Source organism: Caloramator sp. mosi_1 (genome assembly GCF_028622835.1).
Lineage (GTDB): Bacteria > Bacillota > Clostridia > Clostridiales > Caloramatoraceae > Thermobrachium.
The window spans coordinates 117609-130681 of sequence record NZ_CP117677.1 but is presented as its reverse complement, the minus strand read 5'-3'; the positions used below and the strand labels follow the sequence as shown (position 1 = coordinate 130681).

The window sequence follows — 13073 nt, the reverse complement described above, 5'->3', positions numbered from 1 at the left end:
AGGTGCATCAGCACCTTTTGGGGTTAATGCTATTCAAATATTGTTACAAATCTTATTGAATAGAAATCACACATAACCTTTGCATTTGAAGTAGTTTCTCTTATTACAATATAGCTTACACCAACTTCAAGCAGTATACCTTCCTTATCAATAAATAGATTAGTTCCAATTAAAAAGTCTATCTTTACCTTTTTCCCTATTTGTGTTCTTAAGTAGGCTTGAGTGAAGTTTATGTTCTTTAGAGTTGGATCATCCATTGCGGTTTGAGGATCAAAGGTCAAATCCTCTTGTCTGTCATCAACAAAGGGGCAAGGATAACGATAAAAGGTTGGAACAAAATAAACAGGTTCAGCCTCTAAATTTACATTCTTCTCCTGTACAGGTTCATTTGAATTTTTTGCTCATAAAGGACCTCCTTATATCAAGTTTTTGCATACAATGGGGTTGGGTTATAGAAACAGTGTTTTGCAATTCTTGTTACATATATACCTGTTTTGGTTTTGGAAAGTAAGTTGCACAAACAGGACTAAAGGGATTGTAGTACCAAAGAGCACTACCTACACCAGATAATTTGTTTCCAGATAAAGCCCAGTCTGCAATCTGGTAATGGAAATCATCGGGACGCATATTGTATATATTTTGAGCATTATATTGTCCGTATACTGTTGTCATAGCACAGGTAAATTGAAAAGGCTGAAGTATAACACGACGAAGGCTACCTTGACATATTCTAAAATATTCTCCATAGCTTATGTGTACTCTATTCATTACAACAGTAGCTACAGCCTTCATTCCATATTCGCCTTCTCCTTCAGCTTCACATTTAATGAGCCTTGCAAACATTTCTCTATCAGATAGCGGCATATAATCACCCCATAAAACCCTAACTAATACTAATATATTCTAATATATGAAAAAAGTGATATTAAGTTTAAAATTACATTGTTAATATTGTGTTTGGTATATTGAATTTAAAAATTAGTCAAATTAAAATAATAATTAAATAGAAAATAAAAAAAGGGGTGGTGGGATGAAAAAACTTTTTAAATTACAAACGCTACTTCTAATATTAATTTTATTATTTACCTTAACTTCTGATATTACATTAGCTAAAGGCTATAGCAAAAATATTAATAACTATAAAGTCTATGCTGTAAAAATAGGGTATGTAGATTTACTTACAAACAGATATACAACTGTTTTAAATGTTCAAATGAAAAAGAAGGCACCCGTCATAGTTTTATCATCTAATGGTTATAATGAAAAAATAGCAGATACTGCTTTGACAAAGGCAGTGAATGCAGCAAAGGGTGTTAATAATGTTGAAAAACTAAGTATAAAGAAACACTATAGGGTTAATAAAAAGAAGAGGGTGTTTATTGGTTATTCTCTAAATGTACAGTATAAAAAAACTGATACGTCACCTGTTTTAACAAAAGATAATGGACAAGCCACAGTAAGTTTAGAATCCTATTCACAAAGTATAGATTTCTTTCTTTTAGAAAAAGACAAGGAAAATGTTAATAAATTAAATTATGAAATTGCAAAGGCAATTTTTGAAGGTAAAAATTCAATTTTTATAGACAAGTCTCTTTATTCAGGTGACATAAAAACTCTTTCTAATGCTATAGAGGATGTACTTTATTCTTATTCAGATTTTGCATATCTTAGACAAATAAAATATTCATCAGACTCAAAAGGAACGACAATATATTTTGGATATGTTTTGCCACAGCAGGAAATATTGAAAATGAATTTAGGATTATATGAAGTAGTTAAAAATGCAGCTTCAAAAATTGAAAATAAAGTAAATGAAGCAAAAACTACAGAAGAGAAAATAAAAGTAATCCACGATTATGTAGCCTACAATTTTAGTTATGATGTCGATTTTTTAAAGACGGGTGATGAGGTGCAATATGCAAGGGATTCACACGCCTACTATGCACTAACTACAAATAAAACAATATGTGGTGGTTATTCATCAGCTTTTCAAAGATTAACAAAGTATTTTGGAATAGAGTCAATCATAGTTATTGGAATAGCCGATGGTGAAGGTCACGCTTGGAATAAAGTAAAGGTAGGAGATAGTTGGCTACACGTAGATGTTACCTTTGATGACCCAGTTATAAATGGTTATCCAAACAAAAATATGGTAAGGTATGACTATTTCTTAAAAACAGATGAAGAGATGAGTAAAACACATAAGTGGAACTGATGGCACCAATTGGTGCCTTTTATTTTTAGTTTTTTCTGGTAACATAAAGGTATAATTTTAATCGAGGTGATAGGATGAGGATTTATTCTTGGAATGTAAATGGACTTAGGGCGATTGCTCAAAAAATTTTTTGAATGGATAAGAGAAGAAAATCCAGATATTTTATGTATACAAGAAACAAAGTTACAAGAAAATCAATTAAAGGATGAGCTAAAAAACATTGAAGGGTATTATTCATACTTTAGTTTTGCAGATAAAAAGGTTATAGTGGAGTTGCTACATATACTAAGATTAAGCCAAAGGAAGTAAAGTATGGAATTGGAATAGAGGAGTTTGACAGAGAGGGGAGAATTGTTATAACTGAGTTTGAGGAGTTTACTCTTTTAAACATATATTTCCCAAACGGTCAAATGAGTGATGAAAGGTTAGATTATAAATTAAGGTTTTATGATGCAATATTAGATTACTGCAATGGTGAAGTAGAAAAGGGTAAAAAACTTATAGTATGTGGAGATTATAACACAGCCCATAGAGAGATTGACTTAAAAAATCCAAAGGCAAACGAAAAATATTCAGGATTTTTGCCGATAGAGAGGGCGTGGATAGATAAATTTATTGAAAATGGGTATATAGATACTTTTAGATACTTCTATCCTGATAAAGTAGAATATACGTGGTGGAGTTATAAATTTAGGGCAAGAGAGAAGAATATAGGATGGCGTATTGATTATCATTTTGTTTCAAGAAATTTTATAGATAGAGTAAAGGATGTAAGAATATTGACTGATGTTATGGGATCAGACCATTGCCCTATAATGATAGAGGTTAAAATATAGAGTGCATTTGCACTCTTTTTTGTATAAAATAGTTTCTTTTTGTACATACTTTATAAGGAATTTTAATATGAGGGTGATGGTATGATAATAGGAATCCCTAATGCACTGCTTAATATTAAATATCGAGATGCAATACAAGAATTTTTACATACAATAGGAATTACAACTGTAGTAAGCCCTAAAACTAATAAGGAAATACTTGATTTAGGGGTATTAAACTGTGTAGATGAGGCTTGTTTGCCTGTAAAAATATTTCACGGTCACGTTGAATATTTAAGGGATAGATGTGACATTGTTTTAGTTCCAAGAATAATGAAGCTACATAAAAACGAGTTTATATGTCCAAAATTTTGCAGGCTTCCAGAAATGATTAGATACTCCCTTGATATAAAAAATATTATATGTCCAACTATTTATGCATATGATGAAAAAACTTTAAAAAGTTCTCTATACAACTTTACAAAACCCTTTAAAGTAGATAAAGAGAAATTTAAAAAGGCATATGAGGGTTTTAAGAGCAATCTTTACAAATATAATAAAATAAATATTCTAAACCCTACTGTTAGAGTGCTTCTGATTGGACATCCGTATTTAATATACGATGATTTTGTGAATATGGGTTTGCTGAAAAAACTTAGGAAATGGAGTAGAAGTTTTTATAGAAGATAATATTGAGCCTGAGGATTATAGCTTTAGGTTAATAAAAAAGCCTTTTGGACATTCTTAAGAAATAGCTACAATTGTGCAATTTCTTTAGTAGAAACAGGTAAAATAGATGGGATTATATATATATCCTCCTTTGGGTGTGGTATAGATTCCTTTGCCATTGACTTAATAAAAAGGATATAGGAAGTTTTCCATACCTCGTATTAAAGATTGATGAACATACAGGGGAAGCAGGTGTTGACACAAGAATAGAGGCATTTGTTGATTTGTTAAAGAGGAGGGCAAGAAATGAATATAACATTTCCTCACTTGGGTAATACATACATTGCAGGTAAGGTACTGTTTGAAGGACTTGGTGTAGATTATACTATACCACCTATATCATCTAAAAAACATTAGAAATTGGATGTTTACACTCGCCAGAGGATGTATGTCTTCCCTTTAAAATTATGATTGGAAACTATATAGAAAGCATAGAAAGGGAGCAGATACTGTTCTTATAACAGGAAGTTGTGGACCCTGTAGATTTGGAGAATATTGTGAACTTCAAAAGAAGGTACTTATGTCTTTAGGAAGGCATATAAATTTCATTGTAATAGATGAACCATCAAAAATTGGAATGAAGGAATTTTTAAGTAGACTAAGCAGTGTGGCAAAGGACAGTAAACTATCAACCTATAAGAAGTTAAAGGTCTTAAATATGGCATTAAAGGCAATAAATTTAATTGATGAAATAGAAAGAGAATGTAGATTTTATGCTGGATACGAAAAAAATAAAGGTGAATTTTCAAGGCTTTTAAAGGATGTAAAAAAGAAGCATTAGAAGCTAAGGGGGCACAAGAGACATTAAGGGTTTTAGAAAAATATAAAAATAAAGTTCAAAGGGTTGAGATAGATAATTTTAAGACTCCTATCAAAATAGGAATTATAGGTGAAATATATACAATAATCGATTCATTATCAAATTTATATATAGAGGATATACTTATGAATTTAGGGGTATCAACTAAAAGAACTCTTTATCCAAGCTGGTGGGTTAAAAATACTACACTATCAGCCTTAAAGATTAATAAAAGTAAAATTTATAAAGAGGCTAAGCAGTATTTAAAATTATGCATTGGTGGACACGCACAGGAATGTGTAGGCGAAGCATTGTTGAATTATAAAAGGGCTTTGATGGTCTTATACAAATTTTTCCTGTTGGATGTATGCCTGAAATTGTATCCAAGGCAATATTGCCAGATATAGAAAAAAGGTACGGTATACCAATACTATCCTTAGTAGTGGATGAGATGACAGGTGAAGCAGGGTACTATACAAGAGTTGAAGCATTTTTAGATTTAATAGAGGGGAGGAAAAAGAGGTGTATTTAGGAATAGATGTAGGTTCGGTTAGTACAGACATTGTTGTATTAGATGAAGGTTTAAATGTAGTTCATAAACAATATTTAAGAACAAAGGGAAGACCAATAAAGGTAATACAGGAAGGTCTTCTACAGTTAAGTAAATTTTATAACGATAGGGATATAAAGGCAGTTGGAACAACAGGTAGTGGAAGGTATTTAGCAAAGGTTTTAGTAGGTGCAGATATCGCAAAAATGAAATTACCTCCCACGCTATTGCAGCAATAAATTTAGATTCACAAGTGAGAACAATAATAGAGATAGGTGGACAGGATAGTAAAATAATAACTATTGAAAATGGTGTTGTAACAGACTTTGCTATGAATACTGTTTGTGCAGCAGGTACAGGTTCCTTTTTAGATAGGCAGGCAGAAAGACTTGAAATACCAATTGAAAAGTTTGGTGAATATGCCTTAAATTCCAAAACCCCGTAAGAATAGCAGGAAGATGTGCCGTTTTTGCAGAATCGGATATGATACATAAACAACAGTTAGGTTATGATGTTTCGGACATTATAGCTGGACTTTGTAGTGCACTTGCTCGAAACTTTATAAGTAATGTTGCAAAGGGTAAGAATATAAAGCCTAAGATATTCTTCCAAGGTGGGGTTGCAGCAAATATAGGTATGAAAAGGGCCTTTGAAGAACTTTTAAATATGGAGGTTTTTGTTCCAGAACATTATGATGTTATGGGAGCGATAGGGGCAGCAATACTGGCAAAGGAAGAGGTAAATTTAAGTGGTAAAACATCCTTTAGGGGATTTGGAATCCACAATACTTTGATAAAGCCTAATACAATTAAGTGCAACGGATGTTCTAATATGTGTGAGGTCGTGGAACTTAAGGAAAATGAAGTTAACATAGGCTATTTTGGAGATAAGTGCGGAAAATGGAGCAGAATTGCTGTTTAGTAATTTGGAGTATTCTAAGATGAAAAGAATAGCGGAAGTAGATTTCTTTAGATTTTTAGCAATAACACTTATGGTGGTCTTTCATACAGTTTACGATTTAAAGGAGTTTATGGGTTTTGGTGTTAATTATGAAGATGGATTTTGGTTCTATGTGGGTAAGAGTTCGGCATTACTTTTTATAATTGTATCGGGTGTTAGTAGTAATTTAGGAAAAAACTTAATAAAAAATCAATAAAATTATATATTTTTGCCCTGTTAATAAATGTTATATCCTATATAGTTTTTAGAGAACAGTATATAAGGTTTGGGATACTTCATTTTTTAGCAACTATGACTTTGTTTTCTATAATTTTAAATAAACTAAATTACTATTGGCTACTAATGATACAAATTATTTCTTATTTTATTTATAGGCTTGCACAAAGTATTAGAATAACAAATCCTTTTTAATCCCCTTTGGGTTTGTTTATTATGGATTTGTATCCTTGGATTACTACCCTATTTTCCCATACATCATTTACTACATATCTGGAATACTTATTTTTAGGTTAGTATATAAAAGAGGAAAAAGAATTCTTCCCTTTGAAGTAAAATCTAAAATTATTGAGTTTGTAAGTAGAAGGTCCCTTGAAATATATTTGCTTCATCAACCAGTCATTTTGGAAGTTTTATACTTAATAAAATTATTGAAAAAATTAACTTTTTAACGTAAATTTAATTGTTTAATAGGGCTACATTCTCCAAAAATAAAATTAGAATTAACAAACAGGAGGTGTAGCCCTATGTATTTAAAACCAATTGAGCCCTTTAGAGAAATAGAAAGGCTAAGAAGACAAATGGATAGTCTATTTTCCTTTGAAGAGTTTGAGAGGCCAAGAATAGATGTAATTGAAACAGAAAATGAAATAAAAGTAAAAGCAGAGATACCTGGTATATCAAAGGATGATTTAGATATTGTTGTATATGATGAAGAGGTAAGAATTACAGGTGAATTTAAAAAATCTGATGAATATAAGGATGAACACTTAAGGAGAGTAGAAAGATATTATGGAAATTTTTCAAGAACTATTCCACTTCCAGCTGAGGTAAAGGCAGAGGAGGCAAGGGCAGAATATAAGGATGGAATTTTAACATTAACTATACCTAAATCAGATAGACAGACAAGTAGAGGAAAAAGAATAAAGCTGCAGTGAGGGAATTCCTCACTGTTTTTTAAACAAATATATTTTTTATATTTATAATATTGCAGTAATATGATACAATTAATTTAAATAATGAATAATAATTATCTATTATAAAAATAAATAGACGGAGGTGTGAAATGAGAGTTAAAATAAAAGATGAAGTTTTAAAGGATTTGAAGGAGGAACTTGAAAAAGAGGAAAAACAGCAGTTAGAATAACATTAGAAGGTTTTGGATGAGGTGGTCCAAGATTTGGAGTTGTTCTGGATGAACAACGCGATAGTGATGATTTATATGAGTATGAAGGAGTAAAGTTTGTTGCAGACAAAGAATTTGCTTTTCTTATAAATGATTTTGAAATAAATAAGGACTACAGAGGATTTAGAATAGGTGGAAGAAGCTATTGTTAAGGGGTTGAAATTCAACCCCTTTAAATTTGGAGGTGATATTATGATTAATAGTAACTGTAAAAAATGCATATATTTTAAAAATGAGAAATGTGATGGTGAAGATAAAAGCTGTATGTGTAAGTTTTGTCCAAGAAATTTAGGTATTTGTATAACTACAAGATGGTGTAGAGAGACTGAATCATCAATAACTTTTGAAGATTAATGTGTTACTTTGCATTAAAAATCCCCTCAAAATATATCAAAATATTTAAAATTGTGATATAATTTTATCAAAAGGTATAAAGGGGGATTTTATGAACAAGAATTACAGATTACACTATTTGTTTATTTTTATATTTTTAAGTTTTATTGTATTTGGAATAGTACACGACGGATTAATAAATGTGCTTTATGGTTTGGGTAGAATAATTAAAGAACCTGACATATTAATTACTGACTATTTTGAAGTTGGTGGTATTGGAGCAACTTTTGTTAATGCAGGTTTAGTTGGTATAATAAATACTTCTATTTTTTTAATTTTAAAGGCAAAGGCAAATGGAGCTATCACAGCTGCTATTTGGACAAGTGTAGGATTTGCTATGTTTGGTAAGAACATAGTAAATATTTGGCCGATTATGTTTGGTGTATGGCTGTACTCTAAATATAAAAGGGAGAGTTTTTAAACTATGCACTTATAGCAATATTTTCAACAAACCTTTCACCAACACTTATTCAGTTTAGAGGGCTTGAAATTTTGCATCCTCATTTTAGTATGATTCTTGGCATATTAATCTCTATATTTATTGGATTTATCTTTCCGCCACTTGCGGCATATTGTTTAAAATTCCATCAAGGTTATTGTCTATATAATACAGGGCTTACTGCAGGCTTTATAGCTACAATTCTTGTAAGCAATGTTAGAGCCTTTGGTGGAGAAATTCCAAAAGACTTTTGTGGTATAATAATAGGGATGCAGGAGTTGAATTTATATTGCTCTTTGTTTTCCTTTTAATGATTCTATATTCAATAAAAATAGGCGGGAAACTAAAGATTGATAGTTTAAAGGATTTAAATAAAACTTCAGGTAAGCTACTTACAGACTTTACAGTATTGTTTGGTGAAGATGTTGCACTTTTAAATATGGGAATAATGGGCATAATATATATGGTATTTACATTGTTAATAACTAATTTAAACGGGCCTGTTATAGGTGGCCTATTTACAATAGTAGGTTTTTCAACCTTAGGAAAACATACAAATAATACATTACCTGTTGTATTTGGTGCAGCGGTATCATCATATTTAAATGTACACAGTTTAAACTCTCCAACTGTGATATTGGCAATTCTATTTTGTACAACATTAGCTCCTATATCAGGAGAATTTGGACCTATATGGGGAATGATAGCAGGATTTTTACACGTATCAATGGCCTTAAGTGTAGGTTATCTCCACGCAGGACTTAATTTATATAATAATGGATTTGCAGGTGGTCTTGTTGCAATGTTTTTAATTCCTTTGATAAGTGCGTATTATGAAAGGAGAAATGCTTAAATGATAAGCAAAGAGAGAAATAAAGTTTTAAAGATAATGGATGAACTTAACAAATATTTTATAGAGAATACAGATACTTGTCATATAACTTCCACATTAGACTTTAATAAAGAAACAAAAATAAGATTTAGAGTACACCTAAACAATAAAGAGGAGATAGAAAGAGTAAAAGCAAAGCTTGAAAAGATATTTTCTGTTCAGAGATATAGAGAGGTAGAAGAACTGTATTGGAATTTAACAGGAGACTCATATTCATCAGATGAAACTAATTTAGTTGGTATGATGGTGGATGAATTTTCCATAGAGGTAGAGGATAATGTTTTAATACTTTATTTGATTAGGAGGTAGTAAATTGAAGGGGTGTTTAGTTGCCTATTTTAATGACAAAAATAGGTATATGGCAGATGTAATTTCAAAGGTTTTAGGGCCTTCTGTCTGTATAAAGGTAAATGATATAGGGGATATTGATTTTAATTTGATAAATTTTTGTATCTTTTTATTAGACAGTGATGAAGAATATGTACTTAGATTTTTGTGGAAAATGTAAGTACATTAAGGGAGAAGCCAAAAGCCTTTATAATTGATGGAGAAAATGAATTGATAAGTCCCTTAAAACAGTTATTAAAGATAGATAAAGAAATATTTATAGAGGCAAAGAATATAGAAACAATATGCAAAATAGCAAGAGAGTTAAAAGAGTTAAGGGATAAATTGGTTATAAAGCGGATGCCAATAGAAAAATTAAAATTTTTAATTGAGGAGTATCTAAACAGCAATACAACCTGTACATTAACAACCTGTGGAATAGGAGTTAGGGCAACTCCAATTGAGTATACCTATAAAGATGGGTATTTATATTTTTTAACAGAAGGTGGAGAAAAATTTTCCAATATTTATTTAAATAATAGGGTATCTATAGCTATATACGATAAATATCAGGGTATGAACAAACTATTTGGAATGCAGATTGAAGGTGAGGCATCTTTTGTTGAATTTTCTTCAAGTGAATATAAAAAATAATTGATTTAAAGGGATATAAGTATGAAAATATAGTTAGTCTTCCCTTTAAGCTTAATATGATAAGGGTAAAAATAAATAAAGTTGAGTTTTTAAATTCAAAATTTAAACAGATGGGATACGATACTAAACAGATATTTTATTTTTAGGTGATAATATGAGTAGATTGATAGAAATAAAGTATGAGGATAAAAGTGGGTGTGAAGTTTTAAAAAATAAAGTTGAAGTTGTAAAGGATGGAGGAATTAAGAATTCCTATAAAAAAGGAAGGGAAGTCTTTGATTGTGTGGTTTATTTTAAAGATGAAATAAATCCTAAGGGTTTATGTAGTAAAAGATTTAAACACAATTTACTGTTTGATGAGGCAGTAGATTTGAGAGAAGGACAGACTTTTAAAATAGGCGGTTTAGATTTTTTAGTTTTAAGGAATAAAGATTGTTTTGCGGAATGTGAACTTGTGGTTGGAAAGTCACATTGTCCTTTAAGAAAGGCAGTTTTTATAAGGGCTTTAGAGAACGGAGTTATAAGTATTGGAGATGAAATAAAGAAGTAAATATGGGCCTTTGGCCCATATTTACTTCTTTGCTAATTTGTTATAGATTAGGATAAGTCCAGAGATACCTACAAGTGCATAGATTACTCTTGATAGTACAGCTTCTGCACCGCCGAAGAGTGTAGCAACTAAGTCAAATCCAAAGAATCCAACAAGTCCCCAGTTGATTGCACCGATAAGTACTAAAACAAAGGCAACCTTGTAGAGCTTATTCATATAAGGACCTCCTAATATTACTTACACTATAAATATATTTAATGTATAATATAAATATTACTAAACATATAATTTTTAGGAGGTGGATTGTTTGAAAAAGATAATCAATTTAATAATATTTTTGCTATTAGTTTTTGGGCTTTTGACTGTGTATAAAAACATAGAAAAAATAAAGGTTTAGACATAGAAGCAATAAACAAACTTGCAGACATCAAATTAGAGGATGTCAAGGGTATAATAAAATCAGAAAATGTTGATTTATCAAAGATAGACAAAGAAAAGCAGGAGAGTATACTATTTATTATCAAAGGTTTTGATTTAATAGATTTTAACAATTTAAATAAATTCATAGAACAGGGAAAGAATCTAACAGGTACAGCAAAGCAGATCTATACAGATATAATCTATAATAAATACAAGAAAAATCCTGATTCTTTTATGAAGGAGATTGTTAAGCTTGATTCAGATGATATGACAAAACTACTTAAGAGTTTTGCAGATAAATATCTTGAAAAGCCTAAAATAGTTGAAGACTTAGAGAAGTTATTAAAGAACAATAATTTAAGTGAAGATGAAAAGAAAAAGTTCAGGAAACTATAAAACAGCTTAAAAAGATTGACTAAAAATAAAAAATATGCTACTATAATAAAAACCTTTAAAAACAGTCCAGAGAGGCTGGGAAGGTTGACAAAGTCAATGGGTGAATTATGCCTTCCCACAAGGGAAGGCTTTTTATTACCTTTAAATTAGCCCCGTGAGGCTAAAAGGAGGAGATAATATGTTAAAGGGAAAGCATCTAATTGACCCGATGGATTTTACTGTTGGCGAACTTGAGGAAATTTTATCATTGGCTCAAAAATAATTGAACAGGAAGACAGATTTAAAGATGTCTGCAGAGGAAAAATATTAGCAACTCTTTTTACGAACCAAGCACCAGAACAAGATTTAGTTTTGAGGCAGCAATGTTAAGGCTTGGTGGAAGTGTAATAGGCTTTTCAGAACCAAACTCATCTTCAGTTGCAAAGGGAGAAAGCATAAAAGATACAATAAGAACTATTTCCTGTTATGCAGATATTGCTGTAATGAGGCATCCGAAGGAGGGTGCACCAAGGCTTGCATCAATGTATTCATCTATTCCTGTAATAAATGCTGGTGATGGAGGTCACCAACATCCAACTCAAACTTTAACAGATCTTCTTACTATAAAGTGTTTAAGGGCCAATTTTCAAATCTTACAATTGGGATTTGTGGAGATTTGAAATTTGGTAGGACAGTTCATTCCTTAATTAAAGCCATATCAAGATATCAAAACAATAAGTTCGTTTTAATATCCCCAAAGGAACTTAGAGTACCAGATTATATTAGAAAAGAGATACTTGATAAAAATAATATCGAGTATATAGAAGTGGAAAAGCTTGAAGAAGTAATAGGAGAATTAGATATACTCTATATGACGCGCATTCAAAGGGAGAGGTTTTTTAACGAAGAAGAGTATTTAAGGCTAAAGGACAGCTATATACTTGATAGGGAAAAGGTAAATAAAGCAAAGGAAGATATGATTATTATGCATCCACTTCCAAGGGTAAATGAAATAGCCTATGAGGTAGATGAAGATAAAAGAGCCTGCTATTTTAAACAGGCAAAGTACGGTATGTACGTTAGAATGGCACTTATTATGAAACTTTTGGGGGTGGAATAAAATGCTTAATATAGACAGTATAAAGAATGGAATAGTAATTGACCATATAAAAGCTGGTCTTGGAATACACATATTTAAATATTTAGGACTTGATAGGGCAGATTATAATGTTGCTCTTATAAAAAATGCAGAGAGTAGTAAACTTGAGAAGAAGGATATTATCAAAATTGAAAATATAATTGATTTAAATTATGAGGTTTTAGGATTAATCGACTCAAATATAACAATAAACATAATCGAAGATGAAGTAATAACCAAGAAGATAAAACTTAATCTACCTGAAGAGGTTGTTGACATCATAAAATGTAAAAATCCAAGATGTGTAACCTCCATAGAGCCTGATATAAAACACATATTCTACTTAGTTAACAAACAAATAGGAGAATATAGATGTATATATTGTGATGAGGCCTATTCAAATATGGAGGTGTAA

At 30.8% G+C, this 13073-nt stretch carries 13 protein-coding genes and 8 pseudogenes; 18 read left to right on the top strand and 3 right to left on the bottom strand.

Annotated features, from left to right (window positions below):
* Positions 1–29: 29 nt before the first annotated feature.
* Positions 30–281: a hypothetical protein gene (locus PL321_RS00895; protein ID WP_273963152.1), complete on the bottom strand. Its 252-nt coding sequence runs from the start codon at positions 279–281 to the stop codon at positions 30–32.
* A 140-nt stretch (positions 282–421) separates the two neighbouring features.
* A pseudogene (locus tag PL321_RS00890) lies at positions 422–864 on the bottom strand (cell wall hydrolase).
* Between the two features lie 166 nt (positions 865–1030).
* On the opposite strand from PL321_RS00890, the gene PL321_RS00885 reads away from it, so the two are divergent.
* From PL321_RS00885 to PL321_RS00820, 15 genes and pseudogenes are all read left to right on the top strand, one after another.
* Positions 1031–2215, top strand: a complete 1185-nt coding sequence (locus PL321_RS00885) for a transglutaminase domain-containing protein (protein WP_273963151.1) — start codon at positions 1031–1033, stop codon at positions 2213–2215.
* A gap of 74 nt (positions 2216–2289) precedes the next feature.
* Positions 2290–3051, top strand: a pseudogene (locus PL321_RS00880) (exodeoxyribonuclease III).
* 81 nt (positions 3052–3132) lie between these two features.
* The gene (locus PL321_RS00875; protein WP_273963150.1) at positions 3133–3720 is read left to right on the top strand and encodes an acyl-CoA dehydratase activase-related protein; all 588 of its coding nucleotides are present in this window, start codon (positions 3133–3135) and stop codon (positions 3718–3720) included.
* A 285-nt stretch (positions 3721–4005) separates the two neighbouring features.
* Positions 4006–5090 (top strand): annotated as a pseudogene (locus PL321_RS00870) (2-hydroxyglutaryl-CoA dehydratase).
* Positions 5081–6029: pseudogene (locus tag PL321_RS00865) on the top strand (acyl-CoA dehydratase activase). The pseudogenes PL321_RS00870 and PL321_RS00865 overlap by 10 nt, the downstream one beginning before the upstream one ends.
* Before the next feature lie 19 nt (positions 6030–6048).
* Positions 6049–6479: pseudogene (locus tag PL321_RS20665) on the top strand (heparan-alpha-glucosaminide N-acetyltransferase domain-containing protein).
* A pseudogene (locus PL321_RS20660) lies at positions 6476–6736 on the top strand (heparan-alpha-glucosaminide N-acetyltransferase domain-containing protein); the annotation flags it as partial. The pseudogenes PL321_RS20665 and PL321_RS20660, both read left to right, overlap by 4 nt.
* Before the next feature lie 75 nt (positions 6737–6811).
* Positions 6812–7222 (top strand): Hsp20/alpha crystallin family protein, encoded by a 411-nt coding sequence (locus tag PL321_RS00855; protein ID WP_273963147.1) that lies wholly within the window; start codon positions 6812–6814, stop codon positions 7220–7222.
* Positions 7223–7662: 440 nt separating this feature from the next.
* Complete coding sequence (locus PL321_RS00850; RefSeq protein WP_273963146.1) at positions 7663–7824, top strand: hypothetical protein; 162 nt, start codon at positions 7663–7665, stop codon at positions 7822–7824.
* A gap of 91 nt (positions 7825–7915) precedes the next feature.
* Positions 7916–8613 (top strand): annotated as a pseudogene (locus PL321_RS20655) (DUF1576 domain-containing protein).
* Positions 8592–9155, top strand: a complete 564-nt coding sequence (locus tag PL321_RS00840) for a DUF1576 domain-containing protein (protein ID WP_273963145.1) — start codon at positions 8592–8594, stop codon at positions 9153–9155. Before PL321_RS20655 ends, PL321_RS00840 begins: the two are co-directional and overlap by 22 nt.
* Positions 9156–9503 (top strand): hypothetical protein, encoded by a 348-nt coding sequence (locus tag PL321_RS00835; protein WP_273963144.1) that lies wholly within the window; start codon positions 9156–9158, stop codon positions 9501–9503.
* Positions 9504–9507: 4 nt separating this feature from the next.
* Positions 9508–9702 (top strand): hypothetical protein, encoded by a 195-nt coding sequence (locus PL321_RS00830; RefSeq protein ID WP_273963143.1) that lies wholly within the window; start codon positions 9508–9510, stop codon positions 9700–9702.
* Positions 9690–10175: a pyridoxamine 5'-phosphate oxidase family protein gene (locus PL321_RS00825; protein ID WP_273963142.1), complete on the top strand. Its 486-nt coding sequence runs from the start codon at positions 9690–9692 to the stop codon at positions 10173–10175. Before PL321_RS00830 ends, PL321_RS00825 begins: the two co-directional genes overlap by 13 nt.
* Before the next feature lie 154 nt (positions 10176–10329).
* Positions 10330–10725, top strand: coding sequence for a hypothetical protein (locus tag PL321_RS00820; protein ID WP_273963140.1), 396 nt, complete (start codon positions 10330–10332; stop codon positions 10723–10725).
* A 21-nt stretch (positions 10726–10746) separates the two neighbouring features.
* Here PL321_RS00820 and PL321_RS00815 read toward each other — a convergent pair whose 3' ends face one another.
* Positions 10747–10941 (bottom strand): DUF378 domain-containing protein, encoded by a 195-nt coding sequence (locus PL321_RS00815; protein WP_273963139.1) that lies wholly within the window; start codon positions 10939–10941, stop codon positions 10747–10749.
* A 438-nt stretch (positions 10942–11379) separates the two neighbouring features.
* On the opposite strand from PL321_RS00815, the gene PL321_RS00810 reads away from it, so the two are divergent.
* The 3 genes and pseudogenes from PL321_RS00810 to PL321_RS00800 all read left to right on the top strand — a co-directional run bounded on the left by PL321_RS00810 (position 11380) and on the right by PL321_RS00800 (position 13073).
* Complete coding sequence (locus tag PL321_RS00810; RefSeq protein WP_273963138.1) at positions 11380–11541, top strand: hypothetical protein; 162 nt, start codon at positions 11380–11382, stop codon at positions 11539–11541.
* 178 nt (positions 11542–11719) lie between these two features.
* Positions 11720–12640 (top strand): annotated as a pseudogene (gene pyrB, locus PL321_RS00805) (aspartate carbamoyltransferase).
* Position 12641: 1 nt separating this feature from the next.
* Positions 12642–13073, top strand: a complete 432-nt coding sequence (locus PL321_RS00800) for an aspartate carbamoyltransferase regulatory subunit (RefSeq protein WP_273963137.1) — start codon at positions 12642–12644, stop codon at positions 13071–13073.